The sequence below is a fragment of the Streptomyces rishiriensis genome, assembly GCF_030815485.1.
In the GTDB taxonomy this organism is placed as follows: domain Bacteria; phylum Actinomycetota; class Actinomycetes; order Streptomycetales; family Streptomycetaceae; genus Streptomyces; species Streptomyces rishiriensis_A.
In genome coordinates this window covers 4,422,806-4,449,327 of the sequence record NZ_JAUSWV010000002.1, presented here as the reverse complement: position 1 = coordinate 4,449,327, position 26,522 = coordinate 4,422,806, and the positions used below count along the sequence as shown (strand labels likewise).

Here is a 26,522-nt window from a genome sequence, read left to right as displayed (position 1 = left end):
GATGAGGTCGATGCGAGGACGGCTCCTCGGCGCCCGGTGCGCCGGGCTGTCGCTGGCCGGGGTGAGCGTGGTCGTCGGATGCCGGGTCGCCGACACCGATGCCGTGACCCCCGTACCGCAACTGCTGGCCTTCCTGCCCTGGCTGTTGGTGCCCACCGGCGCCGCCGTCGTCCTCTCGCTGCTCGCCCGCTGGCCGGCCGGGCTCATCTGGGGAGCGGTCGTGCTCGGGCTGCTCGCCCGCTTCGTCGAGCCGTACGGGACCGCCGGCAGGCCGGACGGGCCGGCCCTCGCGCGGCTGCGGGTGCTGACGTCGAACGTGGAGTTCGGGTGGGCGACCGATGCCCTGATCCCGCTCGTGCGGCGCGAGAACCCGGACATCGTGTTCGTGGAGGAGTGCGAGTACACCTGCCAGGCGGCGGTGAGGAAGGACCTCGGGGCCGCCTATCCGTACCGGCAGGCGGTCGAGGGCGACAGCTCCGTCGGGTCCGTCATCCTCAGCCGGTTCCCGTTGACGGCCACCGCGGGCGTGCCCGGCAGCATGGGCATGCCCGGGGCGGTGGCCGACGTCGGCGGACGGGCCGTACGGCTCCAGCTCGCGCACCCCAAGCCCCCGCTGCCCCGCCAGGTGTCCCTGTGGAAAGAGGAGCTGGGGCGGCTGCGGGACTTCGCCGCCCGCCACGAGAGCGGCCCGCTCGTCCTCGCCGGGGACTTCAACGCCTCCCAGGACCACGCGGTCTTCCGCCGCATCCTCGGCACCGGACTGCGCGACGCGGCCCGCCTCTCCGGCGACGCCCGCGAGCCGAGCTGGCCCAGCCGCACCGCGCCCGCGTTCGGCGCGCAGATCGACCATGTGCTCGTGTCACGGGACTTCGCGGCGAGCGGCGCCCGCTTCCTCCACCTGGACGGCACCGACCACCGCACCCTGGTCGTGGACATCACCCTCCACCAGGGCCGGTCCCACCAGGGCTGACAGCCGGACGCCCGGGACACCCCGAACGCCCCTGACGCCCCTGACGGGCCGGAGACCCCGGAGGTGCCGGACGCCTACAACCCGCGAGCGGCCTCGGCGGCGGGCTTCCCGGCCGGTTTACCGGACTCCCGCACCGGCGCGGCGGCGGCGGGCGGCGCACCGGCCACCCCCGCGGTCCCGGCGGCGGCCGCGGCGGTGACGACCGCGGCGGCCCGCACCAGGGCACGCCGGCCGATGGCCCCCGCGATGACCTCACCGACGTACTCGTTGTCGCTGGTGTGGGGCACCTCGTGGAAGCAGGCGTCACCACACCGGAAGCGGCAGGTCATGGCGGAGCGTCCGCCGGGATGAGACGGCGTTGCGAGCAGCGGCAGAAGCTTGCGCACCTTTAATCACCCCTTGCGTGCCCTTGGTGTAAGCGTGACGTTAGGGGCACGTATGTGCGGAGGGGGCGCGGCGGGATGAACGGAGAGTGAAGCCCCGTCAGCCACACGGGTGTTGGACTTGCGCGGAGGGGGTGCCGAGGCGGTATTGACACACCTGGATTCCTTACACTCACCCCTGCCCAAGATCACCACCGAGGGCCGCTAACCTTACGTGTCCGTCCTGGCCAGGGATTACGGGCTTCAACTCACGCGAAGGGTTGCGCACATGGGCATTCTCACTCTCCTGCGGAACGCGTTCGGGCGGTCACGCAAGGAGCGGGCCGCCGAGGCAGAGGGTGCGGAACAGGTTCCTTCGCAGGAACAGACCGCCTCCGAGGAGCGGGACCAGGAGTCGAACGGGGCTGCCCCCGAGCCGACCCCGGCCTCCGCACCGACGGTCCCTTCCCCCTCCCCCGAACCCACCCCGAGGGCCACCCCCACGGCCCAGGTCCCGGAACCCCGCCCGGCATCCCAGGACGAACACGACCTCGTCTCAGCAGCCTTCGACAACGTAGCGGTCCCGAAGCCGGCCCAGTCGACCGAGGACCTGCCCACGCCTACGCCCACGGCCGAGCCGGACAAAGCGACCGCGAAGGCCTCCAAGGCCGCCAAGGCCGTAGAGGCCGAGGCCGCCGAAGCGGCAGCGGACGCCGAGCCGACAACGGAAGCCGCGGAAGCCGCAGAGGCCGCGGAGACCGCAGAGACCGCAGAGACCGCAGAGACCGCGGAGACCGCAGAGACCGCGGAGACCGCAGAGACCGCAGAAGCCGCGGAGACCGCGGCTGAAGCGGAACCCCAGGCCGAGACGCCGACGACGGCCGACACGGAGCCGGTGGCCGAGCCGGAGAACGAGCCGGCGGCGGAGAAGCCCGCAGTGGAAACAGCCGCCGAGCCCGAGGCCGCACCGGAACCGGCCACTGTCCCCGCCGAGCCCGAGGCCGCCGAGGCGGAGATCAAGGCTGAGGCCGAGGCCCAGCCCGAGGCTGAGGTCGCGGCTGAGCCCGAGGCCGAGCCCGCGCCCGAGGCCGCACCGGAGCCGGCCACTGCCCCCGCCGAGCCTGAGGCCGCCGAGGCCCAGCCCGAGGCTGAGGTCGCGGCTGAGCCCGAGGCTGAGGTCGCGGCTGAGCCCGAGGCTGAGGTCGCGGCTGAGCCCGAGGCTGAGGTCGCGGCTGAGCCCGAGGTCAAGGCCGAGGCCGACGCCGAGGTCGCCGAGCCCGCAGCGGATACCGACGAGCCCGAGGGCGACGAGGTCAAGGCCGAGCCCGAGGGCGCCGAGGCCGCGGCGAAGGCCGACGAGCCTGCGGCGAAGGCCGACGGGGCCGCGGCCGCCGACGGCGAGGACGCCCCGCAGGGGCCACTCGCGGCCGACAACGAAACCCGCACGGGTGGTGCGGGTGGGAACGACTCGGCCGAAGGCGAAGCCGAGGACGACACCAAGGCCGAAGGCGAAGCCGAGCCCGAGACCAAGCCGGAGGCCACTCCCGCCCCGGCACCGGCCCCGGCACCGGCGGCACCGGCCCCGGCACCGGCCCCCGCCCCTGTCCCCGCCCCGGCCCTCCCCGCCGGCCTCGGCACCGCCTACGCCGCCGCGGCCACCGCCCTGGAGTCGACGAACCTCACCGGCACCCGAGCGAAGCTCTACCTCGTACTGGACCGCTCCGCGAGCATGCGCCCGTACTACAAGGACGGCTCCGCCCAGGCCCTCGCCGAGCAGACCCTCGCCCTCGCCGCCCACCTCGACCCCGAGGCGAAGGTGCACGTCGTCTTCTTCTCCACGGAGCTGGACGGCACCGGCGAGCTGACCCTCACGGACCACGAGAACAAGATCGACGACCTGCACGCAGGGCTCGGCCGCATGGGCCGTACCAGCTACCACGCAGCGGTCGAAGCAGTCCTCAGCCACCACGAGAAGGAAGCCGCGGACACCCCCGCCCTGGTCGTCTTCCAGACGGACGGCGCCCCGGACGCGAAGACCCCGGCCACCCAGTCCCTCACCGACGCGGCGAAGAACCACCCCGCCGTCTTCTTCTCCTTCGTCGCTTTCGGCGAGCACGACAACAAGGCCTTCGACTACCTGCGCAAGCTGAAGACCCCCAACACGTCCTTCTTCCACGCGGGCCCGACCCCGCGCGAGCTGACGGACGCCGAGCTCTACGAGGGCGTACTGGCCGGCTGGCGCCCGTAGGCCCCCTTCGGGGGGTGGAGAGACACGTCCACCCCCCGAAACGCATGTGAGTGGATCTTCGCGGGCCCAGTAGGATTTCGGGCATGGCGGCCACTGGAACCGAGAAGCAGGGTGGCAAGGCGTTCTACGTCTCCACCCCCATTTACTACGTCAACGACGCTCCTCACCTGGGCCACGCCTATACGACCGTCGCAGGCGACGTGCTCACCCGCTGGCACCGCCAGCGTGGCGAGAAGGTGTGGTACCTCACCGGCACGGACGAGCACGGTCAGAAGATCATGCGCACCGCGGAGGCGAACGGCGTCAGCCCGCAGCAGTGGGCCGACAAGCTCGTCGACGAGGCCTGGCGCCCCCTCTGGGAGCACCTGGAGATCGCGAACGACGACTTCATCCGCACCACGCAGCAGCGGCACACCGACCGCGTCCAGGAGTTCGTGCAGGACCTGTACGACAAGGGCGAGATCTACAAGGGCGGCTACGAGGGCCCGTACTGCGTCGGCTGCGAGGAGTACAAGCTCCCGGGCGAGCTGCTCGACGGTGAGGGCGACTTCGCAGGTCAGAAGCTGTGCCCCATCCACAAGAAGCCCGTGGAGATCCTCAGCGAGGAGAACTACTTCTTCAAGCTGAGCGCGTACGGCGACAAGCTCCTCGCCCTCTACGAGGCGAACCCGGGCTTCATCCAGCCCGAGTCCGCGCGCAACGAGGTCGTGAACTTCGTCCGGCAGGGCCTGCAGGACCTCTCCATCTCCCGCTCCACCTTCGACTGGGGCATCCCGATCCCGTGGGACCAGAAGCACGTGATCTACGTGTGGGTCGACGCGCTGCTGAACTACGCCACGGCGGTCGGTTACAACGAGAACCAGGAGAAGTTCGAGGCCACCTTCCCGGCCGACGTCCACCTGGTCGGCAAGGACATCCTGCGCTTCCACGCGGTGATCTGGCCCGCGATGCTGATGGCGCAGGGCCTCCCGCTGCCCGGGAAGATCGCCGCGAACGGCTGGCTGATGGTCGGCGGCGAGAAGATGTCGAAGTCGAACCTGACGGGCATCAAGCCGCAGGACCTGACCTCGCACTTCGGAGTGGACGCGTACCGCTGGTACTTCCTGCGCGCCATCGCCTTCGGCCAGGACGGCTCGTTCTCGTGGGAGGACTTCTCCGCCCGCTACACGAGCGAGCTGGCGAACGACTACGGCAACCTCGCCTCCCGGGTGGCCGCCATGGTCGGCAAGTACTTCGACGGCGTCCTGCCCGAGGCCGCCGCCGACAGCGAGGCCGAGAAGGCGCTGCACGACGGTCTGGCGACCGCGGTCGCGGTGGCCGACCGGAAGATCGGTGAGGAGCTGGACTTCCAGGGCGGCATCCTGGCCGTGTTCGACTTCGTCAAGCAGGTCAACGGCTACATCACGGAGCAGGAGCCGTGGAAGGTCGCGAAGGACGACTCGGCCGAGGGCCGGGCCCGCCTCGCGACCATCCTCTACACCGCCGCGGAGTCGCTGCGCGCGGTCGCCGTGCTGCTTAACCCCGTCATGCCGGACACCTCCCAGAAGCTCTGGGACTCGCTCGGCGCCGAGGCGGTCCTGGGTGCTCTCGCGGACCAGCGGGTCCAGGAGGCCGGCGCCTGGGGCATCCTCCCGGCCGGTACGACGGTCACCAAGGGAGCGGTTCTCTTCCCGCGCCTGGAGGAGAAGCCGACCGCGTAGCGCGCGGACGGCCGACCACGGGTCCGGGACGTACGGCCTCCCGGACCCTGGTCGCAAGGCGGCCGGTGCAGAACGGGCGCGGTGCAAGACGGCCCCTGGTCGGAGGACGCGGAGGAAGAGCCGTAGAGGTTCCCCCGACTCCGGCATGTTCCCGCCAAGCCGTATGGTTTCCGCCATGGCAGTCCCCAACGTCATCCCGATCGCCTACGAGCCGAAGCACCGCACCGAGTCCATCGGGCGGTACGCGGACGGCCAGTTCCTCGCGTCGGTCACGTACGCCTTCCCCGAAGGGTTCCGTCTCGACGACGGCTGGGAAGAGCACAAACGCCTCTACACCGTGCTGCACACCTTCGACGCCGAGGGCCACTACCGCGACTCGGACATCTGGTGTGCCGGCACCTGGGCGCAGCAGCAGCGCAACCCGCACGGCGAGGACTCGGCCCTCACCCGGGCCCGCGTCCGCCTGGCGACCCTCCTGCGCAGCCTGCCCCGCCGCTCCTACACGGACATCGCGGTCCGCCCCTTCCGGCTCACCTTCGAAGGCGTGCTGTTCGGCCTGGTGATCCGCGAGGACAAGGACGAGGACGGCACCCCCGAGACCTGGGCGGAGCTCTACCCCGACCGCCTGGCCTTCGCCGAACCATGGGACGGCACGTACGACACCTGACGGCACCTGACGGCACCTGTCGGCATCCGACGGCTGGTGAACGCGAGGGCCGGGGGCTCGTGGTCACCCGGCCCTCGCGTGTCCGGGGGTGTTACTTCAGGACGCTCGCGCCCGTGGTCGTCGCCAGGGTCGTGGGCAGGTTCTTCGCCGACGTCTCCAGGTCCGCCGTCAGGGCCGGGGTCCAGTTGACCGTCGTCTTCAGGTCCTTCGACGAGGCGGCGTTGTACGCGGCGACGACGTCGGTGACCATGCCGTTGACGAGGTTGCCGGAGCCCTTGACCGCGCCGGTTCCGTCGCCGCTGAGCAGCTTCGCGACCTTGCCGCCGGCCGGGACCTTCCAGTAGTTGTTCTCGGCGACGACCTGGGCCTTGGCGCGCGAGTTGATGCTGTACTGCGTCGCGTAGCCGTTGAGGGTCGTGACGTCGTAGTAGTTGTTGTAGATGTGCACCTGGCCGACCCGGGCCAGCGGGGCGCGCTGGACGATGCCCTTCCAGATGTTGTGGTGGATGGAGACGCGCAGCTTGCCGCTGGGCTCGCTGTCGCTGCTGCCGATCAGCATCGTCTTGTCGTGGTTGGTGAACTGGTTGCGCGAGACGGTCACCAGGTCCGAGCTCTTGGTGATGTCCAGGGCGCCGTCGTGGATCTGGTACTCGCGGCCGCAGTACGTGGGGTTGGCACTGTCGAGGTGCGGCGCGTCGGTGAACGTGTTGTGGTCGGCCCACACGTGGGTCGCCCCGCGCAGGGTGACGGAGTCGTAGTTGGAGTTCCAGTTCCCGTCGTCGCCGTCCGTCGGGTCCCACTGCGGGAAGCAGTCCTCGGTGCCGCCGAAGGTCAGGTTGCGGACGACGACGTTGTCCACGTTCTGGATCTGGAGCATGCCGCCGGAGATCCCGGCGTTGGTGCCGGGCACACCCACGACACTGGTGTTGGCGGGCACCTTGAAGACGATGTTCTTCGCCTGCTTGGTCTGCGCGGCGGCGCGGGCCTTCTCCTGGGTGCCGGAGGGCAGCTTGGAGGTCCCGTACGAGGAGGGGTCGTACGCCTTCAGATAGGCGGACAGCGAGTAGCCCGTGCCCGACGCGTAGTCGGCGCAGGTCAGCTTCTTGCCCGCGTCGTCGGTGTTGGCGTCGATCGTGCCCTTGACCTTGATGATCCGGGGGGTGGTGTCGGAGGCGGACCCCAGCGCCTTCACCAGCTGGGCGCGGGTGGACACCGTGAAGGTGTGCGCGGCGTCGGCCTTGGTGCCACCGGTGGTGCCCGTGCCGGAGGAGGCCCAGCCGTCCTTCGCAGCGAGCGTCTGGTGGTACAGGTCGACGGTCCCGGCGTTCGCGTTCATCACGACGACACCGGCGCCGACGGCCGCGGCCACGGCGGCGGCGGAGACGACGAGGACGCGGCGCGAGCGGAGGGACCGGCGGTGGGAGGGAGCTGCCACGGGGGATCCTTACGGGGAGGAACGGACTTACGTCCTGTCAGTGGTCGCCGCCACGTGAAGAGTTGCCGCGCGAAGAGGATTTTTTCCGTCGCCCCCTCCGCGACTCGATCAAACTCCTTCACGATTCCCCCACCTCCCCCTTAAGGTGCGCATCGGGGACGAACACCTCCCTCCGGGGAGGGATCACCACACATGGATCGGCGTCATCGTCAACTGGGGGATCTTCCATGGCACTCTTCGGCAACGCACACCCGATCGACCCGGCGCAGGCGCAGCAGGACTACGCCCGGCTGCTGGGCCAGGGCGAGCATGTGCAGGCCGCCTTTCTGCTGATCCGCGACACCATCCTGTTCACGGACCGCCGGCTGATCCTCGTCGACAAGCAGGGAATCACCGGCAAGAAGACCGAGTACCACTCCATTCCGTACCGCAGCATCACGCACTTCGCGGTGGAGACGGCCGGCACCTTCGACCTGGACGCCGAGCTGAAGATCTGGGTGTCCGGCTCGTCCGTGCCGATCCAGAAGACGTTCACCAAGGGGGTCGACATCTACGAGGTGCAGGCGATCCTCACGCAGTTCGTCGCGAAGTAGCGCCCGCGTTCAACCCGTCGTTCACCGCCTCGGGCCGCGGTCCGGTCACCGCACCTGGTACGACTACTCGGTGGACCTTCTCGAATCCCACCTCCGGCTCCTCGCCGAGGTCGTCGACGTGGCCGCCGCCGGCTCCCCCTGGGCCCTCGCGGGCGGTTACGCGCTCCAGGCGCACGAGCTGCTCCAACGCCCGCACGCGAACGTGGACTTGGCGACGGAGAGCGCGCAGCCGATGCCCCGGCTGGCCGAGGAGCTGGGCGTGGCGCTCACCGCCCGGGGCAGCCACCGGGCGACGGTCCGGGACGCGGATCCGCTGTCTGCGCACCTGGCCGTGCTGGACCGCACCACGGACACGGTCCTCCGGTTGGCCCTGCACAAGGAGACCTTCTGGAGCCCGCCCGTGCCCACCCCGTACGGTCCGGCGCTCGCTCTCCCGGACGCGGTGGGCACGAAGGTCCGGGCGCTCTACGACCGCGGTCTGGCCGTCGACCTGATCGACGCGAGGGCGGCGTCGGCCCTCTTCACCCACCCCGACCTGGAGGAACTGGCCCGCCGTCACGCCCGTGACGACTTCGACCTGCCCACCCTCCAGACCCGGCTGACGGGTACGGACCACTATCCGGACTCGGCGTTCACGGCGTACGGCCTGACCGAGGACCAGCTCACGGAGGTGCGCGCGTGGGCCCAGAGCTGGTCGACGGACATCGCGGAGCGGCTGCTGGAGGAGGGGGCGTCACCGGACGAGTGAGACGACCGACCGGTACGCCCCGTCCCGAGCGGTGCGCCCCCACTGCACGGATCAGCTCGCGGAGGCCGACGCCTCGGCCGACGCCGTCGCGGACGCGCCCGGCTGGACGGCGTCGTCGGTGCCGTCGTGGGTGGCGTCGGGTTCGACACCCATCGTGATCGAAGCCACGACACCCTTGGCGATGTTCTTCTTGTCGTACTTCAGCTTGAGCAGACCACCCTGGACGCCGCTCTGGTCGTAGATCGTGTCCTCGGTGAGCGTGGTGCGCTCGGTGGTGCTGGTGGAGTACGGCGCCACCTCGGCCGAGGCGAGAACGGACTCCTCGTCCAGGAAGAACTGGCCGGTGTGGCAGGTGTTGCCGCCCTCGTAACCGGCGTCCGTCCACTCGCCGTTGACGTGCACCTTGGTGTGGATGTGGACCGTGCGACCGCGGTACCAGCCCGGGAAGATCGTTTTGAAGGTGACGCGTCCCTGCCGGTCGGTCTTCCAGGTCCCGCGCAGATAGCGCTCGTCGTCGGTGGGCTCCTCGTGCCCGCCGCCACCGCCGCCACCGGCCGGCGGCTCGCCGGTCGGGACTCCGGTCGGCACGTCGGTCGGCGTACCGGTCGGGGTGCCGGAGGGCGCGTCGGTGGGAGCACCGCCGCCACCGCCGGTGGAGAGGCTCTCGTAACCCGAGTAGATGCCGAGGGCGTCGCAGTGCCAGACATCGACGGCGGCGTTCGCGAGGGGCTTGCAGGTCTCGGAGTCGATCACCTTGAGGGCGAGGGTGAGCGGGATGCCCTCCTTGTCCTCGGTGATGTCCTGGCGGATCTTGTCCGCGTCGATGTAGTACGGGCCTTCGGTGGTCTCGGAGGTGAGTTTGTAGCAGACCTCCCCGGCACCGGCGGAAGCGGTGGCCTTGGGCTTGCTCCCGCTCTTCTCCCCGGCGAAGGCGCCGGCGGCGAGCGCCCCGCCCGCCCCGACGGCGACGGCCGCGCCCGCACCGGCGACGACCACCTTGCGGCGGGTCAGATCACGCTTGTGCCGGGGGCCCTGCTGGTCGTTCTCGGTGCCGGCTGTGTTTGCTGTGTTTCCTGAGTTTCCCGTCATGGCCGCGAAGCTAGGAGGCGGGCCTGTCACAGGCGTGGGAACGACCTGTGGAATTCCAAGCGCAGGCAAAAAGCGCCGGGAGGGGCCCGGCCCCGACCGGGGCCGCTCGGCACCAAGCGGTGCCATCGGACACCACCCGGCGCCACCCCGGCATCATTCAGTGCCACTCGGTGCCACTCGGCGCCACTTCGGTGCCATCACGGACACTTGAACAGAGATGGCGCCACAGTCACCCCATCGGGTGCCATCACATTTTCGCAGGTCAGAGCAGTCATAGCGACCGGCCGTCCAAGAAAGACACTCCACCGCTTGCACATGGCGCCATTGTGGTGCCATCATGGCGTCATGGACCTCACCCCGTATGTCGACACTCTCCGCCGCGAACTCGCGGTGGCCGCCGAAGCCGGCGGTGACGAAGCACGCGAGCTGGCGGAGAGGCTCACCGCTCCTCTGGAGTCGGCGACCCGGCTGACCATGCTCCACGTGCTCTCCGCCGCGACGGACGAGATCACCCGCGATCTCGCCCCCGGCTCGGTCGACGTACGGCTGCGCGGGCTCGACCCCCACTTCGTGGTGACACTCCCGGCCGGCGGCGAGCGCGGCATCGTGGAGCCGGTCGCGCCCGCCGAACCGCTCAAGGCCCCGGCCGACGGTGACGAGGGCGGTACCGCCCGCGTCAACCTGCGCCTGCCGGCCCACCTCAAGGCCCGCGCCGAGGAGGCCGCGACCCGGGAGGGCCTGTCGGTCAACGCCTGGCTGGTGCGCGCCGTGTCGGCCGCGGTCGACGGCGGCCCGCGGCAACCGCGCACGACGGAGAAGACCCAGACACTCGGACAGAGCTTCACGGGCTGGGTGCGCTAGCCCCGCTCCCGCCCGCACGCACCACCGCACCCGCACCCGCACCACTTCATTCACCACGTCCCACCAGCGGGGACGCCCTGAAGACCCATGAGGACGGGACAGCCATGCCTTCTTTCGACACTCCCGAAGCGATCTCGGTCACCGCACGCGTGGACGCCGGTTCCCTCCAGTTCACCGCGTCCGACCGCTCCGACACCGTCGTCGAGGTGCGGCCCCGCGACCCGGAGAAGGACCTGGACACACGGGTGGCCGCCCAGACCGAGGTCACGTACGCGGGCGGAGTCCTGACCATCAGGACGCCCAAGCCCACGCTGTTCGGACTCGGCCGCACGGGCACCGTCGACGTGACGGTCGACCTGCCCACGGGCTCACGGATCGACACGACCGGCGCCTGGACCCAGGTGATCGGCGAGGGCCGGCTCGGCGAGGTCCGCGTCAAGAACTCGGCGGGCGACGTCCGCCTCGACACCACGGGCCCGCTGGAGCTGACCGCGGCGCACGGCACGATCACCGTGGACCACGTCGAGGGCTCCGCCGAGATCACCGCCAGCTCCGGCAGCATGCGCGTCGGCTTCGTCGACGGCCCCGCCGTCCTGAAGAACTCGCACGGCAGCACGACCGTCGGCGCCGTGACCGGCGAGCTGCGCGTGAGCGGCGCCAACGGTGACATCGACATCACGCGCGCCGAGGACTCGGTCACCGCCACCACCGCCCACGGCACCCTGCGGGTGGGCGAAGTGGTTCGCGGCACCGTCCAGTTGGAGACCTCCTACGGCGCCATCGACGTCGGCATCCGCGAGGGCACGGCCGCCTGGCTCGACGTCAGTTCCGACTCCGGCCAGGTGCGCAACACGCTCACCGCGTCCGAGTCCCCGGAGAAGACCGAGGACACCGTCAAGATCCGCGCCCGCACCCGGTACGGCAACATCCACATCCGCCGCGCCAAGGCCTGAGCACGCCTTCCCGACCGGCCCCGTCCCCCGCCCACTTCAGCCTTCGAACGGAGGGCCCCATGCCTTCTTCTGTCATGCCCACGTCCAGTCCGAGTCACCGTGACCCGTCGCCCATCGCCGTCTCCACCATCGGTCTGCGCAAGTCGTACGGTGACAAGACCGTCCTCGACGGCATCGATCTGCTCATCCCCGCCGGGTCCGTGTTCGCGCTCCTCGGGCCGAACGGCGCCGGCAAGACCACCGCCGTCAAGATCCTTTCCACGCTCATCAGCGCCGACGGCGGCCAGGCCCAGGTAGCGGGCCACGACATCGCCACGGCACCGGACGGGGTACGTGCCGCGATCGGCGTGACGGGTCAGTTCTCCGCCGTGGACGGCCTGATCACCGGTGAGGAGAACATGCTCCTCATGGCGGACCTGCACCACCTGTCCAAGGCGGAGGGGCGGCGGATCACCGCCGGGCTGCTGGAGCGCTTCGACCTGGTCGAGGCCGCGAAGAAGCCCGCCGCCACCTACTCCGGCGGAATGAAGCGCCGTCTCGACATCGCCATGACGCTCGTCGGCAGCCCGCGGATCATCTTCCTCGACGAGCCGACGACCGGCCTCGACCCGCGCAGCCGGCACAACATGTGGCAGATCATCCGCGAGCTGGTCTCCGACGGCGTCACCGTCTTCCTCACCACCCAGTACCTGGAAGAGGCCGACGAACTCGCCGACCGCATCGCCGTCCTCAACGACGGCAGGATCGCCGCCGAGGGCAGCGCCGAGGAACTGAAGAGGCTCGTCCCCGGCGGCCATGTCCGGCTCCGCTTCGCCGACCCGGCCACGTACCGGAGCGCCGCCTCCGCCCTGCGCGAAGTCGCCCGGGACGACGAGGCGCTGGCCCTGCAGATCCCCAGCGACGGCAGCCAGCGTGAGCTGCGCTCGATCCTCGACCGGCTGGACTCGGCCGGTATCGAGGCCGACGAGCTGACCGTGCACACCCCCGACCTCGACGACGTCTTCTTCGCCCTGACCGGCTCCACCACCGTCCCCCACCAGTCCAAGGAGAACGTCCGATGAGCACTCCCCCGGCTCCCGCCCGCCCGGCCCGGATCTCCCTCGCCGTGCGCGACTCGTCCACGATGCTGCGCCGCAACCTCCTGCACGCCCGGCGCTACCCGTCGATGACGCTGAACCTGCTGCTCACGCCGGTCGTGCTGCTGCTGCTCTTCGTCTACGTCTTCGGTGGCGCGATGAGCGCGGGCATCGGGGGCGGCGGAGCGGACCGGTCCGACTACATCGCCTATATCGTCCCGGGCCTGCTGCTGATGACCATCGGCTCCACCACGATCGGCACCGCGGTGTCCGTCGCCATGGACATGAGCGAGGGCATCATCGCCCGCTTCCGCACGATGGCGATCCACCGCGGATCCGTGCTCTTCGGACACGTCGTCGGCGGCGTGCTCCAGTGCGTCGCCGGCGTGATCGTCGTGGGAGTCGTCGGGGTGGCCATCGGGTTCCGGTCCACCGACGCCACGGCCCTGGAGTGGCTGGCCGCGTTCGGGCTGCTCGTGCTCTTCGCCACGGCGCTCACCTGGATCGCGGTCGGGATGGGCCTGTCCAGCCCGAACGCCGAGGCCGCCAGCAACAACGCCATGCCGCTGATCTTCCTGCCGCTCATCTCCAGCGCCTTCGTCCCGGTCGACGCGATGCCGGGCTGGTTCCAGCCGATCGCCGAGTACCAGCCCTTCACCCCGGCCATCGAAACCCTGCGCGGCCTGCTGCTCGGCAGCGAGATCGGCCACAACGGATGGCTCGCCGTCGCCTGGTGCCTCGGTCTCGCCGTACTCGGTTACTTCTGGTCCCGGTCGCTCTTCGACCGCGACCCGAAGTGACGGGAGAGGAACCGGTCACAGCACTCGTCCCGCTCCGGGGCGGCGCACTCCGACACCACGTCGGCGTACGCCGCCCCGCAGCCGTTCCCTCGGCGGTACCGGCGTACGGGTGTCGGGTGGGGTGTGTGGGGTGGAGCTGTCGGCGTGGAGGAAGGCCCCGGCCAGAAGGCCTGCGGCACCGGCCGGCCGGGCCGGGGTGGTCAGACAGCCGGACGGTCAGGCATTCGGGCCCGGTCAGGCGGACAGGCATTCAGGCGGACAGCGCCGCGAGTTCGGCGTTGGCCCGCTCGGTGACCAGGGCGAGGACACGGCCGGCGGCGGCCAGGTCCGCGGCGGGTATCCCGCCCCAGACGCGGGCGCTGACGGGGGCGGTCTCCGCGCCGACGGCGGCCGTCAGCTCACGCCCCGCATCCGTGGGACGAACGTGCGCGCCGTCCGCGACGAGCAACTGCCTGGCCAGCAGTTCGTCGAGAGTGGCGCGGATGGCGGCCGCGTCGGCCTTGAGGGAGCCCTGGACCTGGCTGACGAGATCGTCCGGCGTCTGCGGGGTGTCGGCGCCGAGGGCGGCGCGCAAGGCGACCTGCTGCTGGAACGTGATGCCGTGCCGCGCCAGGACGTGCTCCAGGACGCCGCGGGCGGCGTAGTGGGCCAGGCCGAGGGCGCGGGCATCGGCGAGGGGGCCGGTGACGGGCTCGGTGGTGGCGGGCTCGGTGGTGGTGGATGCGGTGGTTGACGCGGTGGTGGTCATGGTGTTGCCCCCTGAGTGCTCTCGTCGTCCGGTACGGCTGGAGTACGCACGGGCGAGGTGAAACCCTGCCCATGACGAATAGAGTACTTGGCTACTATGTCCATGGCTACTAATTTGTGAGGCTGCCGTTCTGATGGCTGCCTGTTGCGACGGCTGCCCTTGCGATGACTGCCGTGGCGATGACTGCCGTTTTCCGCGGATACGGCCCCGGCGCCCTAGCTAAGGCACCAGCCGCAAAGTAGCTCTCGGGTGGCCGAACGCGCGCCGTTCCCGGTCCTTGGCGCCGGCGTTGGCCTGATCGGGTGATCGAGGCCAAAGGGGCGGATGTGCGGCAGGAGTGGTCGCCAGAGGAGTTGTTGGCGAACTGGACGCTGGTAGACGGCGACGGGGACCTGGTGGCGAACAAGAGCGGGACGACCCGGCTCGGCTTCAGCCTGTTGCTGAAGTTCTTCGACCTGGACGTCCGGTTCCCCGATGTGCTGGAAGAGGTCCCGTCAGCCGTGGTGGGGTACGTCGTCGATCCGGTGAAGGTCCCGGCCACCGACTTCGCGAAGTACACGCTGGTCGGCGCCCAGAGCGACGGACCGGTCCTCAGGCTGGGTTCGGCGTACCTGCGACGACGTCCACCGCGTGGCGGCGGTGGGCGGCGAAGAGGGGGAGGGCGGCCTGGCGGTCGCGGGCGCGCAGGGCGGCGGCCAGTGCGTGGTGCTCCTGGGGGATGCAGCCGAGGTAGCCCTCGGTGCTGAGGCCGATGCGGGTCAGCAGGAACAGGTGGACCTGGCAGCGGATGGACTCCCAGGCCGCGGCGAGGCGCTGGTGGCCGGTGGCGGCGAAGACGGTGTCGTGGAAGGCGATGTCCAGGCGGACCATGGCGTGCGGGTCCGTCGTGTGCTCCATCAGGCCGGCTGCCTTCTCGATGGCGGCGAGGTCCTCCTCGGACGCGTGGGTGATGACCTGCTGGACGGCGAGGTCCTCGAGCGCGCCGCGCAGACTGTCGAGCTCGGCGACATCCTCGGCGGACAGCGTGGTGACGACGGTGCCGCGGTGCCAGGCGCAGTGCACGAGTCCCTCGCGCTCCAGTACGCGCAGAGCCTCACGCACCGGACCTCTGCTGACCTGCAGGACGCCGGAGAGTTCGACCTCGCGCAGCGGTGCCCCGGGGGCGTACGCGCCGCTGAAGATCGCCTCCCGGATCCGGTCGGCGACTTCGTCGGCCAGTCCGCGACGGCGGGCGGGGGCCACCGCGTCTGTGACTTGCATCTGCTCCATGTCGCAATGTTAACATTCCCCTGTTGTCGTAATGTCAACATTAGGACAAGCGGGTGGCCGGTCGTCCGGCCAGGAAAGAGACGATTTCCATGAAGGTGTTCCAGATCGGTGCCGCCGGAGGTGTCGGCAGGAGGCTCGCCGGCCTGCTGTCCGAGCGCGGTGACGAGGTGACCGGCATGCACCGCAGCCCGGCCCAGGCCGACACGATCCGCGCGACCGGTGCGACGCCGGTGACCGGCGACCTGATCGCCGACTCCGTGGAAGAGCTCGCGGGCAAGCTGGCCGGGCACGACGCGGTGGTGTTCTCGGCCGGCGCCCACGGAACCGGCATGGACAAGACCACCCTCATCGACGGCAAAGGCCTGGAGAAGGCAGCCGACGCGGCTGCCGCCGCCGGGGTGACACGGTTCGTCCTGGTCTCGGTCTTCCCCGATGCGCTGCGCGGCGGCGAGGCCGGTGAGGACTTCGAGCACTACATCAAGGTCAAGAAGAGCGCCGACGTGTATCTGGCGCGCACCGACCTCGACTGGCTGATCGTCCGTCCCGGAACCCTGCTGGACACCCCCGGCAGCGGCCGGGTCACCGCCAGGCCTGCCGTCGAGTACGGCGACGTGCACCGCGACGATGTCGCCGCGTTCATCGACGGGGCTCTGCACGAGCCCGCCCTCAGCCGCGTCGTCGTCGAGCTGACCTCCGGCGACACCCCCGTCGCGGACGCGGTCGCCCGCCTGGCTTCCTGAGCCCGGCGCCCCCACCCACCCCCGCATCCCACACCAGAGAAGGACAACCACCATGACTGCCATCGATTCCTACAGCCACGGCGTCTCGGGCGAGCGCGAGTTCGGCTTCGCCCAGGCCATCAAGGTCGAGCACACGGTCTATGTCTCGGGCCAGCTCTCCCACGACGACGAGGGCAACTTCCTCTACGCGGACGACTTCGAGGCCCAGACCGCGCAGGTCTTCGCCAACCTCGAGAAGGTCCTCGCCCACTACGGCGCCACCCGCAACCAGGTCGTCTCCGAGACCCAGTACATCGTGGACCTGCCGAAGTACAACAACGCGATGGCGGCCGCCAACCTGGCCTACTTCGGCGACCACCGCCCCACCAGCAGCACCATCGGCGTGGCCTCGCTGTTCTTCCCCGGTCAGCTCATCGAGACCAACTTCGTCCTCGACACCCGTCTGCCCGCCTGATGGCGCAGGCGTACTGGAGCTCCGTCTTCACCAGCTCCGCAGACCAGACATGGGCGGTCGTCCGGCAGTTCAACGGTCTGCCCGACTGGCACCCGGCCATCCGGGCGAGCGAGATCACCGGGGGCGGCAACGGGCTTACCCCTGGTGCGGTCCGCCTTCTCACCGGGGTGGACGGCAGCATCTACCGGGAACGGCTCGTGGGCCTGGACGAGGTCGACCGGAAGCTGAGTTACGAGATCGTCGAGGCACCGCTGCCGGTCCGCGGCTACCGCTCGACGCTGCACGTCCAGCCCGTCGCCGACACCGGCGGCGCCTTCCTCAGCTGGCGCGCCACCTTCGACCCGGCCCAGGGCACCACCGCCCAGGAAGCCGCCACGGTCCTCGAAGCGGCCTACGCCCCCGCCCTCGCAGGCCTCCACATGCTCCTCGCCTGACACCGGACGGCAGCCGCCCCGGTCCGACGACACCGATCACGAAAGAAGCGCCCCCGCGTGAGTTCCCTGTTCACCCCCCTCACCCTGCGATCCCTGTCGATACCCAACCGGGTCTGGATGTCCCCGATGTGTATGTACTCCGCCGCCCCCGAGGGCCCGGACACCGGTGCGCCGACCGACTTCCACCTCACCCACCTGGCCTCGCGCGCCGCCGGCGGTGCGGGCCTGGTCATGGCCGAGGCCACCGGCGTGCGGCCCGACGGGCGCATCAGCCCCTGGGACCTTGGCCTGTGGAACGACCGCCAGCAGGAGTCGTTCACCCGCATCACCGCGGCCATCAGGGCCCACGGCGCCGTCCCGGCCATCCAGCTCGCGCACGCCGGCCGCAAGGCGTCGGTGGACAAGCCCTGGCTGTCCGACCGCTACCTGAGCGAGTCCGAGGGCGGCTGGCGGCCCGTCGCCCCCAGCGCGATCGCCTACGACGGACTCGCCGTCCCGCACGAGCTGACCGTGGAGGAGATCCAGCAGCTCGTACGCGACTTCGCGGACTCCGCGCGGCGCGCGCTGGCCGCCGGATTCCAGGTGGCCGAGGTGCACGGCGCCCACGGCTACCTGATCAACTCCTTCCTCTCCCCGGCCGCCAACCACCGCACCGACACCTACGGCGGCAGCTTCGGGAACCGCATCCGCTTCGCCCTGGAGGTGGTCGACGCCGTCCGCGCCGTATGGCCCGAGGACCTGCCGGTGTTCTTCCGCGCCTCGGCCACCGACTGGCTGACCGAGAACCCCGAGGACACCCGCGAGGGCTGGACCGGGGACGACACCGTGCGTCTGACCAAGGAACTCCAGGCCCGCGGCGTCGACCTGCTGGACGTGTCCACCGGGGGCATGGTCCGCGACGCCAGGATCGTCGCCGGACCCAACTACCAGGTCCCCTTCGCCACCCAGGCCCGACAGTCCACCGGCATCCCCACCGCCGCCGTCGGCATCATCACCGAGCCGAAGCAGGCGCAGGAGATCCTCACCAGCGGGCAGGCCGACGCGGTCTTCCTCGGCCGCGAACTGCTCCGCAACCCCTACTGGGCCCAGCACGCCGCGCTCACGCTCGGCGCCGAGCCGAACTGGCCGGACCAGTACGCCTACGTGGTCAAGCGCCCCAAGCACTGACCTCCCCACCCCGTACCGCCACAGCCTCCGCGGCGCCGCCCTCACCAGGGGAAGCGTGCTGCACCACCGCACGGGGAGATCCCTATGAACCACCTACAGGACAAGGTCGTCGTCATCACCGGCGCCTCCTCCGGCATCGGCGCCGTCAGCGCCAAGGCCCTCGCCGCCCGCGGCGCCACGATGGTCGCCGCCGCCCGCGGCCAGGAAGACCTCGACCATCTGGTCGCCGACATCGAGAAGGCCGGCGGCACTGCCACGGCCCGGCTCACCGACGTCACCGACGCCGCGGACATGCAGGCGCTGGCCGACTTCGCCGTCGACACGTACGGGCGGATCGACGTACTCATCAACAACGCCGGACTGATGCTCTTCTCGTACTGGAAGGACCGAGCGCTCGACGACTGGAACCGGATGCTCGACGTGAACATCCGCGGCTACCTCAACGGCGTCCACGCCGTCCTGCCCGTGATGCTCCGCCAGAAGTCCGGCCACATCCTCAACATGGACTCGGTAGCCGGACACCAGGTCGGCGATGGCGCCGGTGTCTACAGCGCGACGAAGTTCTTCGTGCAGGCCATGACCGAGTCCATGCGCAGGGAACTCGGCGTCCGCGAGGGCATCAAGGCGTCCACGATCAGCCCAGGCGTCATCGACACCGGCTGGGCCGACAAGGTCACCGACCCCGCCGGACGCAAGGCCGCCCAGGAGCTCAACACCATCGCCATCAGCCCCGAGGCCATTGCCGAAGCCGTCGTCTACGCCCTCGACCAGCCCGCCGACGTCACCGTCAACGACCTGATCATTTCCCCCACCCGTCAGAACTGGTAAGCGCCAGGCACTCCACGCCGCACGGAAGGAACCCCACCCATGTTCGGTCTTGCCTCCCCCATTCCCCGCTTCCACCTCGCCGTCCCGGTCGACGACCTGGACGCCGCCCGCCGCTTCTACGGCGGGATCCTCGGCCTGGAGCAGGGCCGCAGCGCCGACACCTGGGTGGACTGGAACCTGCACGGCCACCAGTTCGTCACCCACCTCGCCCCGGCCCGCGCCGAACGGATACACAACCCGGTTGACGGCCACGACGTCCCGGTACCGCACTTCGGGCTGATCCTGACCGTCGACGCCTTCCACCGGCTCGCCGACCGGCTGCGCGCCGCGGACACCGACTTCGTCATCGAGCCCTACGTGCGCTTCGCGGGGGAGGCCGGCGAGCAGTGGACGATGTTCCTGCTCGACCCTGCCGGCAACGCCCTGGAGTTCAAGGCGTTCGCCGACGACTCCCAAGTGTTCGCCGCCTGACATCCTCTCTGGACGGTGGAAGGATTTCAGAGGGGCTGCCCATCTATCCCATCGGGCAGCCTCTGTTTCAGCGCCGGCGCCGAACCGGTCGGGCACGTCCGCCTCGGATACGCCGCGCCTCGACCGCCCGGCAATCCCTCCACGCACAGCTCGACTCCCTCGCCGAGGCCGGGGGCACCCGGGTCTTCTCGGAGAAGAATTCCACCCGTGCGACCAAGCGCCCCGAGCTGGAGGCCGCCGTAAAGCTTGCTGGTGAGGTCCGCTCCTCCGGCGTCGCTGTCACCCTCGTCGTCCACGAACACAAGCGACTCGGCCGCGGTATCGAACTCGCCATGCTCGCCGAGGAGCTGAAGGCGAGCGACGTCGGGCTGGAGTTCCTCACCGGGGAACTGAAGGGCTCGCACGACCCGTCCGGCATCGTGTTCACCGTGCTCGCGGCCATGTCCGGTATGGAGCGCGAGTACATCCGGGACCGCACCCTGGAAGGTCACGAGTCCGCGCGTAAGCGCGGCAAGACCATCGGCGGCGCCGGCGTCGCGGACGAACCCATGCCGTCCATGGCCCTGCACCTACGCGACCAGGAGATGAGCCTGCGCGACACGCCAGGCGGCTCGTCATCGCCAGGGGCGCGAAGCGGGGCCGGCACCCCTCGCCCGCCACCGTCATGCGGATGCTGCGTGAACACGACGAACGGGCCGCCACGGCGGCGAGCACGTGGTTACCCCGCTACTTCGCGGCTGGTGTCTGAGGTAGGACAACGACGCCGATACGCCGACGCGCCCCAAGCCGAAGCAGGCGGTGACCCGACAGCGGCACCGTCCCAGCGGGCCCCGGCCCTACCGAGAGGTGACCACGCAGGCCACGCCCACCGCCGGCACGCGGGCGGCAAGGGGGAGGGCGGACACGCCCCCGACCGAGGCCGGCCGGCCCGACGCCCCCGCACCCGCACCCGCACCCGCACCCGCACCCGCACCCGCGGCCGGTTGTCCCAGGGCCGCCCGCGCCACCCGAAGATGCTCCAGCCCTTCCCTCGCCAGCCGCGTGACCTCCTCGTACTCGTCCGCCGTACGGGCCCCGGTCAGCCGGCGCCGCGCCGCGCGATGGCACTCCGCCGCGCCGGTCAGCGCCCGGCCCGCCGCCTCGTCCGCACCCGCCCACGCCCGCGCGTCCGGCGGTACGAGACCGCCACCCAGCCGGATCAGCCAGTGGTTCGCCTCCACCTCCGCGTCCAGGTCGGACAGTCGGGAGGGGCCCGGTGGACCGGACCGATGGGACCGGCCGGGGCGGCGGCCGGCGCGACCGTTCAGACGCCCGGTGCGACCCGTGAGGCGCTGGGCCGCCACCACCGCCACCGCGCCGACGATCAGCAGCACCGACAGCGTGATCATGAATCCCGTGGATCCCATGACTGGCTTCCTCCTTCGCCCGACCTTGCCCGACCTTGCCCGCCGGTCCGTGCCGACGTACCGCCATGAGACGACGCGGCGCTGTGCTCCCCCCTCGGGCTTCCTGTGCGCCTGCGGTGAGGATTCGAGGAGGGGACGGGAGGCCGCGCACCTCGAGCCGACGCCGGCCGTGGCCGCGTCGTGAACCCATGAGGAGAGCCACGCCCCCGACACACAGGTCGGGGGGCGTGGCCCGGAGGGATCCGTCGGCTGGAGATCCGTCGTCGGAGATCCGTCAGCTGTCGGAGACCGAAGAGGCAGCCGACGCCGAGGCGGAATCGGACGCCGAAGCGGACGCGCTCGGCCGCGGCGGCGAACCCTGGCCGTCCTCCGTCGCGTCCGGGTCCACTCCGACCGTGATCGACCCGTGAACGCCCCTCGCGATGTCCCGCTTGTCGTAGCGCAGCTTCAGCAGACCGCCCTGCGTACCGCTCTGGTCGTAGATCGTGTCCTCGGTGAGGGTCGTGCGCTCCGCGGCGTTGCTCGCGTACGGCTCCACCACCGCCGAGGCGAGCACCGACTCCTCGTCGAAGAAGAACTGCCCGGTGTGGCAGGTGTGCCCGCCCTCATAGCCGGCGTCCGTCCACTCGCCGTCCACGTGCACCTTGACGTGGATGTGGACACAGCGGCCCCGGTACCAGCCAGGGAAGACCGTCCGGAAGGTCACCTGACCGTGCCGGTCCGTACGCCAGGTGCCGCGCAGGTAGCGGCTGTCGTCCGTGGGCTCCTGGTGGCCGCCGCCCGGGGGCGCCCCGGTGGGCGCGCCCGTCGGAGGTTCGCCGGTCGGGGGCTCTCCGGTCGGAGCGGGACCGCCACCGCCACCGCCGTTTCCCTGGCCCTCGTAACCCGAGTACACCCCCGCCGCATCGCAGTGCCAGATGTCGACGGCCGCGTTCCGGATCGGTCTGCACGTCTCCGAGTCGATCACCTTCAGGGCGAGGAGGAGCGGGATGCCCTCCCGGTCCTCCGTGACATCCCGGCGGATCTTGTCGGCGTCGATGTAGTAGGGGCCCTCGACCGTCTCCGAGGTCAGGCGGTAACAGACCTCCCCGTCGGAACCGACGCCGGCGCCGGCCGGGGTCGTTCCGCCGCGCTCACCGGCGGCGCCCGCAGCGAAGGCGGTGCCGCCCAGGCCCACCGTCGCGATGCCGCCCGCGGCGACGGCCACGACCTTCCGACGCGATAAGTCCTGTTCGCTGTGTGGTTTCTGAGTTCCCGTCATGAAGCCGGGACGCTAGGGACCAAACCTGTCAGCAGCATAAGGAAGGGCTGTCAGTTCCCGGGGAAAACGAAAGTGGCCCGGAACCGACGCCGGTTCCGGGCCACTTTCGTTCGTACCGCCTGCTTCCGCGGCTTCCGCCGCTTACCGCTACTTGGGCTGCGGCTTGCGCACCGACAGGTGCAGCTCCCGCAGCCGGGCCTCCTCCAGCTCCGTCGGCGCGCCCATCATCAGGTCCTGGGCGTTGCCGTTGAGCGGGAAGGAGATGGTCTCGCGGATGTTCGGCTCATCGGCCAGCAGCATCACGATGCGGTCGACGCCCGGGGCGATACCGCCGTGCGGCGGGGCGCCGAAGCGGAACGCGCGCAGCATGCCGGCGAACTTGTCCTCGACCGTCTCCCGGTCGTAGCCCGCGATCTCGAACGCCTTGAGCATGATCTCCGGCTCGTGGTTCCGGATCGCGCCGGAGGACAGCTCGACGCCGTTGCAGACGATGTCGTACTGCCAGCCCAGGATGTCCAGCGGGTCCTGGGTCTCCAGGGCCTCCAGACCGCCCTGCGGCATCGAGAACGGGTTGTGCGAGAAGTCGATCTTGCCGGTTTCCTCGTCCTTCTCGTACATCGGGAAGTCGACGATCCAGCAGAAGCGGAAGACGTTCTCCTCGAAGTGCCCGGCACGCTTGGCGGCCTCGACCCGCACCGCGCCCATGATCTTCGAGACCTCGTCGAACTCGCCCGCGCCGAAGAACACCGCGTGACCGGCGGCCAGCGACAGGCGCTTGGTCAGCTCGGCGACGTTCTCCTCGGTCAGGAACTTCGCGATCGGGCCGGTCAGCGAACCGTCCTCGGCCACCCGGACCCAGGCCAGCCCCTTCGCGCCCAGCGTCACCGCGAAGTCGCCGAGCTGGTCGAAGAACTTCCGGGACTGAGCGGCGACGTCCGGCACCGGCAGCGCACGGACGTGCTTGCCCGCGAAGGCCTTGAACTCCGAGCCCTCGAAGATGTCGGTGATGTCGGTGAGTTCCAGCTGAGCCCGCAGGTCCGGCTTGTCGGAGCCGTACTTCAGCATCGACTCGCGGAACGGGATGCGCGGGAAGGGGGAGGTGACATGACGACCGCCGCCGAACTCCTCGAACAGCTCCGTCATGAGCTTCTCGATCGGCTGGAAGACGTCCTCCTGCTCGACGAAGCTCATCTCGACGTCGAGCTGGTAGAACTCGCCCGGCGAACGGTCCGCGCGCGCGTCCTCGTCACGGAAACAGGGCGCGATCTGGAAGTAGCGGTCGAAGCCCGAGATCATCAGCAGCTGCTTGAACTGCTGCGGGGCCTGCGGCAGGGCGTAGAACCGGCCCGCGTGCAGACGGGACGGGACGACGAAGTCACGGGCGCCCTCGGGGGAGGTCGCGGACAGGATCGGCGTCGCCATCTCGTTGAAGCCCAGCGCCGTCATCTTGTGCCGCATCGCCGAGATGACCGACGTGCGCAGCATGATGTTGCGGTGCATGCGCTCACGGCGCAGGTCCAGGAAGCGGTACTCCAGGCGCCGCTCCTCGTTGACCCCGTCCTCGGCGTTGATCGTGAAGGGGAGCGGCTGGGCGGCGCCGAGCAGCTCCACCTCGCCGACCTCGACCTCGATCTCGCCGGTCGAGAGGTCCGGGTTGACGTTCTCCGTGCCGCGCGAGACGACCTTGCCGTCGATGCGGACCGTCGACTCCTTGGTCAGCCGGTCGAGGGCCTCGTACGCGGGGGTGCCCGGACGGGCGACGAGCTGCGTGATGCCGTAGTGGTCGCGCAGATCGATGAAGAGGATGCCGCCCAGGTCGCGCCGATTGTGCAGCCAGCCGCTCAGCCGGACGTCGGTGCCGACGTCAGAGGCGCGGAGCTCGCCGCAGGTGTGGGACCTGTACCGATGCATCGTCGTTCATCCAGTCTTCGCGGATCGAGGGCGTGTTTCACGTGAAACAACCCCCAGGGTACCGGGCGGTCACTGATCACCTCCCCGCAATACCGGCGCGGCGATCAGTGGCAGCTTTCGTTCGCATCTTCTTAAAGTGGGGCAATGCGCACTGGCGAGCCGTTGCCCGCCGTGGGGGAGGTCCTCGCCTCCCTCGCGACCGGCCTGTGGCACTGGGACACCGCCACCGGGCTGGTCACGGTCGACGCCGAGGCAGCCCGGCTGCTCGGGCTGCCCCGGGAGGAGACGGTCCTCACCGAGGCCCAGACCCGGGCCCGTCTCCACCCCGTCGACTGGAACGAGATCACCGGGGTGATCCAGCTCGCCGTCGCCGAGGGCACCCTCGCGGAGGTACGCATCCGGATCATGGATGACCAGGGGCGGGTCGTCCGGGTCGTGCGCAGCCGCTCCAAGCCGTCCTTCGACCCGGCGAAGAAGGCGTACGAGCTGATCGGCACCCTCCAGGAGGTGACCGAGCCGACGCCGGGCACCCCCGCGGGACGGACCGCCGTCACCGGCGACTGGCGACGCTCGCGCGAGGCGTTCCTGCTGGACGCGGGCCGGGCGCTGGCGGAGGCGCGATCCACCGAGGAGGTGCTGAGGGTCGCGGCGGGCCTGTCCATGCCGGGCTTCTCACCGGACGGACTCGCCGTCTTCGGTGTGGAGGGCGACCGGCTGACGATCATCGGCCACCACGGACACCGGTCCGGCGACGAGGACCCGTTCAGCCAGATGTCCCTCCACACGGACTATCCGGCGGCCGAGGTCGTGCGCACCGGACGGGCCGTGTATCTGTCCTCCCCCGAGCAGTACAAGGAGCGCTACCCGCTCACCTGGCCGCTGGCCGCGCACTTCGGCCGTCACTCGTGGGCGTTCCTGCCGCTGACGGTGGCCGGCCGCACGATGGGCGCCTGGATGGCCGGCTTCGCGTACCCGGTGGCGTTCACCCCGGACGAGCGGTCCGTGCTGACGACGGTCGCGCGCATGCTGGCCCAGGCCCTCACCCGGGCCGGCCTCGCGGAGACCCAGCGCGAGCTGACCGACGGCCTCCAGCGCTCCATGCTCCCCACGCTCGGCCCCGAGATACCGGGCATGACGCTCGCCGCCCGCTACATACCCACCGGCGGCGGCCTCCAGGTCGGCGGCGACTGGTACGACATGATCCCGCTGCCCAGGGGCCGCTTCGCCCTGGTCATCGGCGACGTCCAGGGCCACGACGTCCGCGCGGCGGGGCTCATGGGCCAGCTGCGCATAGCGGTACGGGCGTACGCCGCCGAGGGTCACCGCCCGGACGCCGTCCTCTCCCGCGCCTCCGGCTTCTTCCACGGACTCACCGACACGGACGGCGGAGCCGGGGCCGATCCCCGTTTCGCCACCTGTCTCTACATCGAGGTCGACCCGGTGACCGGGGTCCTGGAAGCCGCCCGGGCCGGACATCTGGACCCCGCGATCCGCATGTCCGACGGCACCGTGCTGATCCGCGTCACCGCCGGGGGCCTGCCGCTGGGCATCGACCCGGACGCCGACTACCCCACCACCCGGCTCGCCATGGAACCCGGCGAGGCGCTGATGCTCTGCACCGACGGCCTGCTGGAGACCGGCGGCCACGACCTCGACACCGGTTGGCGACGCGTCCGCAAGATCCTCGAGGCACACGAGGGCGATCTCGAGGAACTGGCCGACGCCCTGGTCCAGGCGGTGCACGGTCCTTCCTCCCACCACACCACGGGCCCGCTCGCGGACCGCCGTGAGGACGACATAGCGGTACTGCTCCTGTGCCGCCAGGGCGAGGGCGGCTGCGGTCCGGGCGCCACTCCCGTGCCGGTCCGCCGGCCGGTACGCCGCTCGATGCTGACGGTCGCGCAGGCCGAGCCCGAACGGATCTCCGTGGCCCGGCAGCAACTGCGCGAACTGCTGCACGACTGGACCTGCGAGGACCAGATCGACTCGGCGGTCCTGCTCGTCTCCGAGACCCTGACCAACGTCCTCGTCCACACCGACGCGGACGCGCTGCTCGTCGCCGAGGTCACCGGCGCCCCCGGGGAACGCCGGCTCCGCATCGAGGTCACCGACACCGGCGACGACCTCCCCCACAAGCGCCGCCCCGGTGAGCTGGCCTCCTCGGGGCGCGGCCTGATCCTCATCGAACTGCTCGCGGACACCTGGGGGGTGGCGCCGCGGGGTGAGGGCAAGACCATCTGGTTCGAACTCCACGAGGTCTACGAGCCCTGCGAGCCCTCGGCGGGAGCCCCGTAACGCGTCCGCGGGAGCAAGTGCACGGGTTCAGCGGAT

At 70.5% G+C, this 26,522-nt stretch carries 24 protein-coding genes and 3 pseudogenes; 19 read left to right on the top strand and 8 right to left on the bottom strand.

Annotated features, from left to right (window positions below; genetic code table 11):
• Position 1 precedes the first annotated feature (1 nt).
• Complete coding sequence (locus QF030_RS22315) at positions 2–970, top strand: endonuclease/exonuclease/phosphatase family protein (RefSeq protein ID WP_307164413.1); 969 nt, start codon at positions 2–4, stop codon at positions 968–970.
• Between the two features lie 77 nt (positions 971–1,047).
• Here the strand turns inward: QF030_RS22315 and QF030_RS22310 are convergent.
• Positions 1,048–1,356 (bottom strand): annotated as a pseudogene (locus QF030_RS22310) (phosphatase); the annotation flags it as partial.
• A gap of 265 nt (positions 1,357–1,621) precedes the next feature.
• On the opposite strand from QF030_RS22310, the gene QF030_RS22305 reads away from it, so the two are divergent.
• The 3 genes from QF030_RS22305 (at position 1,622) to QF030_RS22295 (ending at position 5,947) form a co-directional block, all read left to right on the top strand.
• Positions 1,622–3,580: a VWA domain-containing protein gene (locus QF030_RS22305; RefSeq protein WP_307164412.1), complete on the top strand. Its 1,959-nt coding sequence runs from the start codon at positions 1,622–1,624 to the stop codon at positions 3,578–3,580.
• 83 nt (positions 3,581–3,663) lie between these two features.
• Positions 3,664–5,280, top strand: a complete 1,617-nt coding sequence (gene metG, locus QF030_RS22300) for a methionine--tRNA ligase (RefSeq protein ID WP_307164411.1) — start codon at positions 3,664–3,666, stop codon at positions 5,278–5,280.
• Positions 5,281–5,455: 175 nt separating this feature from the next.
• Complete coding sequence (locus QF030_RS22295) at positions 5,456–5,947, top strand: hypothetical protein (protein WP_307164410.1); 492 nt, start codon at positions 5,456–5,458, stop codon at positions 5,945–5,947.
• 91 nt (positions 5,948–6,038) lie between these two features.
• Here QF030_RS22295 and QF030_RS22290 read toward each other — a convergent pair whose 3' ends face one another.
• Entirely contained in the window at positions 6,039–7,382 is a 1,344-nt protein-coding gene (locus QF030_RS22290; RefSeq protein ID WP_307164409.1) for a pectate lyase family protein, read from the bottom strand.
• A gap of 227 nt (positions 7,383–7,609) precedes the next feature.
• Here QF030_RS22290 and QF030_RS22285 point away from each other — a divergent pair, with 227 nt between their 5' ends.
• Both QF030_RS22285 and QF030_RS22280 read left to right on the top strand, forming a co-directional pair.
• Entirely contained in the window at positions 7,610–7,975 is a 366-nt protein-coding gene (locus tag QF030_RS22285) for a PH domain-containing protein (protein ID WP_062644937.1), read from the top strand.
• A gap of 70 nt (positions 7,976–8,045) precedes the next feature.
• Positions 8,046–8,723 (top strand): hypothetical protein, encoded by a 678-nt coding sequence (locus tag QF030_RS22280; RefSeq protein WP_307164408.1) that lies wholly within the window; start codon positions 8,046–8,048, stop codon positions 8,721–8,723.
• A gap of 51 nt (positions 8,724–8,774) precedes the next feature.
• Here the strand turns inward: QF030_RS22280 and QF030_RS22275 are convergent, their stop codons facing one another.
• Positions 8,775–9,812 carry a dioxygenase family protein gene (locus QF030_RS22275; protein WP_307164407.1) on the bottom strand — a complete coding sequence of 346 codons (1,038 nt, stop codon included), beginning with the start codon at positions 9,810–9,812 and terminating at the stop codon, positions 8,775–8,777.
• A gap of 345 nt (positions 9,813–10,157) precedes the next feature.
• Here QF030_RS22275 and QF030_RS22270 point away from each other — a divergent pair, with 345 nt between their 5' ends.
• The 4 genes from QF030_RS22270 (at position 10,158) to QF030_RS22255 (ending at position 13,502) form a co-directional block, all read left to right on the top strand.
• Positions 10,158–10,673: a toxin-antitoxin system HicB family antitoxin gene (locus QF030_RS22270; RefSeq protein WP_307164406.1), complete on the top strand. Its 516-nt coding sequence runs from the start codon at positions 10,158–10,160 to the stop codon at positions 10,671–10,673.
• A 104-nt stretch (positions 10,674–10,777) separates the two neighbouring features.
• Positions 10,778–11,626 (top strand): DUF4097 family beta strand repeat-containing protein, encoded by an 849-nt coding sequence (locus tag QF030_RS22265; protein ID WP_307164405.1) that lies wholly within the window; start codon positions 10,778–10,780, stop codon positions 11,624–11,626.
• A gap of 74 nt (positions 11,627–11,700) precedes the next feature.
• Positions 11,701–12,687: an ATP-binding cassette domain-containing protein gene (locus QF030_RS22260; protein WP_307167652.1), complete on the top strand. Its 987-nt coding sequence runs from the start codon at positions 11,701–11,703 to the stop codon at positions 12,685–12,687.
• The gene (locus tag QF030_RS22255) at positions 12,684–13,502 is read left to right on the top strand and encodes an ABC transporter permease (protein WP_307164404.1); all 819 of its coding nucleotides are present in this window, start codon (positions 12,684–12,686) and stop codon (positions 13,500–13,502) included. The genes QF030_RS22260 and QF030_RS22255 overlap by 4 nt, the downstream gene beginning before the upstream one ends.
• 250 nt (positions 13,503–13,752) lie before the next feature.
• On the opposite strand, the gene QF030_RS22250 is transcribed toward QF030_RS22255, so the two are convergent.
• Positions 13,753–14,250, bottom strand: a complete 498-nt coding sequence (locus QF030_RS22250) for a MarR family transcriptional regulator (RefSeq protein ID WP_307164403.1) — start codon at positions 14,248–14,250, stop codon at positions 13,753–13,755.
• Positions 14,251–14,552: 302 nt separating this feature from the next.
• Here QF030_RS22250 and QF030_RS22245 point away from each other — a divergent pair.
• Positions 14,553–14,798 (top strand): annotated as a pseudogene (locus QF030_RS22245) (DUF4158 domain-containing protein); the annotation flags it as partial.
• A 43-nt stretch (positions 14,799–14,841) separates the two neighbouring features.
• Here QF030_RS22245 and QF030_RS22240 read toward each other — a convergent pair.
• Positions 14,842–15,519, bottom strand: coding sequence for a GntR family transcriptional regulator (locus tag QF030_RS22240; RefSeq protein WP_307164401.1), 678 nt, complete (start codon positions 15,517–15,519; stop codon positions 14,842–14,844).
• Positions 15,520–15,608: 89 nt separating this feature from the next.
• Here QF030_RS22240 and QF030_RS22235 point away from each other — a divergent pair, with 89 nt between their 5' ends.
• The 7 genes and pseudogenes from QF030_RS22235 to QF030_RS22205 form a co-directional block, all read left to right on the top strand.
• A complete protein-coding gene (locus QF030_RS22235) occupies positions 15,609–16,259 on the top strand; it encodes an NAD(P)H-binding protein (protein ID WP_307164400.1) in 651 nt (216 codons plus the stop codon).
• 52 nt (positions 16,260–16,311) lie between these two features.
• On the top strand, positions 16,312–16,713 hold the full coding sequence (locus tag QF030_RS22230) for a RidA family protein (RefSeq protein ID WP_307164399.1): 402 nt from the start codon (positions 16,312–16,314) through the stop codon (positions 16,711–16,713).
• Positions 16,713–17,147 (top strand): SRPBCC family protein, encoded by a 435-nt coding sequence (locus QF030_RS22225; RefSeq protein ID WP_307164398.1) that lies wholly within the window; start codon positions 16,713–16,715, stop codon positions 17,145–17,147. The genes QF030_RS22230 and QF030_RS22225 overlap by 1 nt, the downstream gene beginning before the upstream one ends.
• Positions 17,148–17,204: 57 nt before the next feature.
• Positions 17,205–18,314: an NADH:flavin oxidoreductase/NADH oxidase gene (locus tag QF030_RS22220; protein ID WP_307164397.1), complete on the top strand. Its 1,110-nt coding sequence runs from the start codon at positions 17,205–17,207 to the stop codon at positions 18,312–18,314.
• A gap of 84 nt (positions 18,315–18,398) precedes the next feature.
• Complete coding sequence (locus QF030_RS22215; RefSeq protein WP_307164396.1) at positions 18,399–19,142, top strand: SDR family oxidoreductase; 744 nt, start codon at positions 18,399–18,401, stop codon at positions 19,140–19,142.
• Positions 19,143–19,181: 39 nt separating this feature from the next.
• Complete coding sequence (locus QF030_RS22210) at positions 19,182–19,613, top strand: VOC family protein (protein ID WP_307164395.1); 432 nt, start codon at positions 19,182–19,184, stop codon at positions 19,611–19,613.
• Positions 19,529–20,068, top strand: a pseudogene (locus tag QF030_RS22205) (recombinase family protein); the annotation flags it as partial. The gene QF030_RS22210 and the pseudogene QF030_RS22205, both read left to right, overlap by 85 nt.
• A 381-nt stretch (positions 20,069–20,449) precedes the next feature.
• Here the strand turns inward: QF030_RS22205 and QF030_RS22200 are convergent.
• The 3 genes from QF030_RS22200 to aspS form a co-directional block, all read right to left on the bottom strand.
• Entirely contained in the window at positions 20,450–21,019 is a 570-nt protein-coding gene (locus QF030_RS22200; RefSeq protein WP_307164394.1) for a hypothetical protein, read from the bottom strand.
• A gap of 274 nt (positions 21,020–21,293) precedes the next feature.
• Positions 21,294–22,280, bottom strand: coding sequence for an intradiol ring-cleavage dioxygenase (locus QF030_RS22195; RefSeq protein ID WP_307164393.1), 987 nt, complete (start codon positions 22,278–22,280; stop codon positions 21,294–21,296).
• Positions 22,281–22,427: 147 nt separating this feature from the next.
• Positions 22,428–24,191: an aspartate--tRNA ligase gene (gene aspS, locus QF030_RS22190; RefSeq protein ID WP_307164392.1), complete on the bottom strand. Its 1,764-nt coding sequence runs from the start codon at positions 24,189–24,191 to the stop codon at positions 22,428–22,430.
• A 144-nt stretch (positions 24,192–24,335) separates the two neighbouring features.
• On the opposite strand from aspS, the gene QF030_RS22185 reads away from it, so the two are divergent.
• The gene (locus tag QF030_RS22185) at positions 24,336–26,486 is read left to right on the top strand and encodes an ATP-binding SpoIIE family protein phosphatase (protein WP_307164391.1); all 2,151 of its coding nucleotides are present in this window, start codon (positions 24,336–24,338) and stop codon (positions 26,484–26,486) included.
• Positions 26,487–26,522 lie beyond the last annotated feature (36 nt).

Bases quoted from the DNA above. Each gene is read 5' to 3' on its own strand.
- QF030_RS22285 (WP_062644937.1), top strand. From the start codon at position 7,610: ATGGCACTCTTCGGCAACGCACACCCGATCGACCCGGCGCAGGCGCAG.
- QF030_RS22215 (WP_307164396.1), top strand. From the start codon at position 18,399: ATGAACCACCTACAGGACAAGGTCGTCGTCATCACCGGCGCCTCCTCC.
- QF030_RS22260 (WP_307167652.1), top strand. From the start codon at position 11,701: ATGCCCACGTCCAGTCCGAGTCACCGTGACCCGTCGCCCATCGCCGTC.
- QF030_RS22195 (WP_307164393.1), bottom strand. From the start codon at position 22,280: ATGACGGGAACTCAGAAACCACACAGCGAACAGGACTTATCGCGTCGG.
- QF030_RS22185 (WP_307164391.1), top strand. From the start codon at position 24,336: ATGCGCACTGGCGAGCCGTTGCCCGCCGTGGGGGAGGTCCTCGCCTCC.
- QF030_RS22200 (WP_307164394.1), bottom strand. From the start codon at position 21,019: ATGGGATCCACGGGATTCATGATCACGCTGTCGGTGCTGCTGATCGTC.
- metG (WP_307164411.1), top strand. From the start codon at position 3,664: ATGGCGGCCACTGGAACCGAGAAGCAGGGTGGCAAGGCGTTCTACGTC.
- QF030_RS22295 (WP_307164410.1), top strand. From the start codon at position 5,456: ATGGCAGTCCCCAACGTCATCCCGATCGCCTACGAGCCGAAGCACCGC.
- QF030_RS22225 (WP_307164398.1), top strand. From the start codon at position 16,713: ATGGCGCAGGCGTACTGGAGCTCCGTCTTCACCAGCTCCGCAGACCAG.
- QF030_RS22240 (WP_307164401.1), bottom strand. From the start codon at position 15,519: ATGGAGCAGATGCAAGTCACAGACGCGGTGGCCCCCGCCCGCCGTCGC.
- QF030_RS22315 (WP_307164413.1), top strand. From the start codon at position 2: ATGAGGTCGATGCGAGGACGGCTCCTCGGCGCCCGGTGCGCCGGGCTG.
- QF030_RS22270 (WP_307164406.1), top strand. From the start codon at position 10,158: ATGGACCTCACCCCGTATGTCGACACTCTCCGCCGCGAACTCGCGGTG.
- QF030_RS22275 (WP_307164407.1), bottom strand. From the start codon at position 9,812: ATGACGGGAAACTCAGGAAACACAGCAAACACAGCCGGCACCGAGAAC.
- QF030_RS22210 (WP_307164395.1), top strand. From the start codon at position 19,182: ATGTTCGGTCTTGCCTCCCCCATTCCCCGCTTCCACCTCGCCGTCCCG.
- QF030_RS22250 (WP_307164403.1), bottom strand. From the start codon at position 14,250: ATGACCACCACCGCGTCAACCACCGCATCCACCACCACCGAGCCCGCC.
- QF030_RS22255 (WP_307164404.1), top strand. From the start codon at position 12,684: ATGAGCACTCCCCCGGCTCCCGCCCGCCCGGCCCGGATCTCCCTCGCC.
- aspS (WP_307164392.1), bottom strand. From the start codon at position 24,191: ATGCATCGGTACAGGTCCCACACCTGCGGCGAGCTCCGCGCCTCTGAC.
- QF030_RS22265 (WP_307164405.1), top strand. From the start codon at position 10,778: ATGCCTTCTTTCGACACTCCCGAAGCGATCTCGGTCACCGCACGCGTG.
- QF030_RS22305 (WP_307164412.1), top strand. From the start codon at position 1,622: ATGGGCATTCTCACTCTCCTGCGGAACGCGTTCGGGCGGTCACGCAAG.
- QF030_RS22230 (WP_307164399.1), top strand. From the start codon at position 16,312: ATGACTGCCATCGATTCCTACAGCCACGGCGTCTCGGGCGAGCGCGAG.
- QF030_RS22235 (WP_307164400.1), top strand. From the start codon at position 15,609: ATGAAGGTGTTCCAGATCGGTGCCGCCGGAGGTGTCGGCAGGAGGCTC.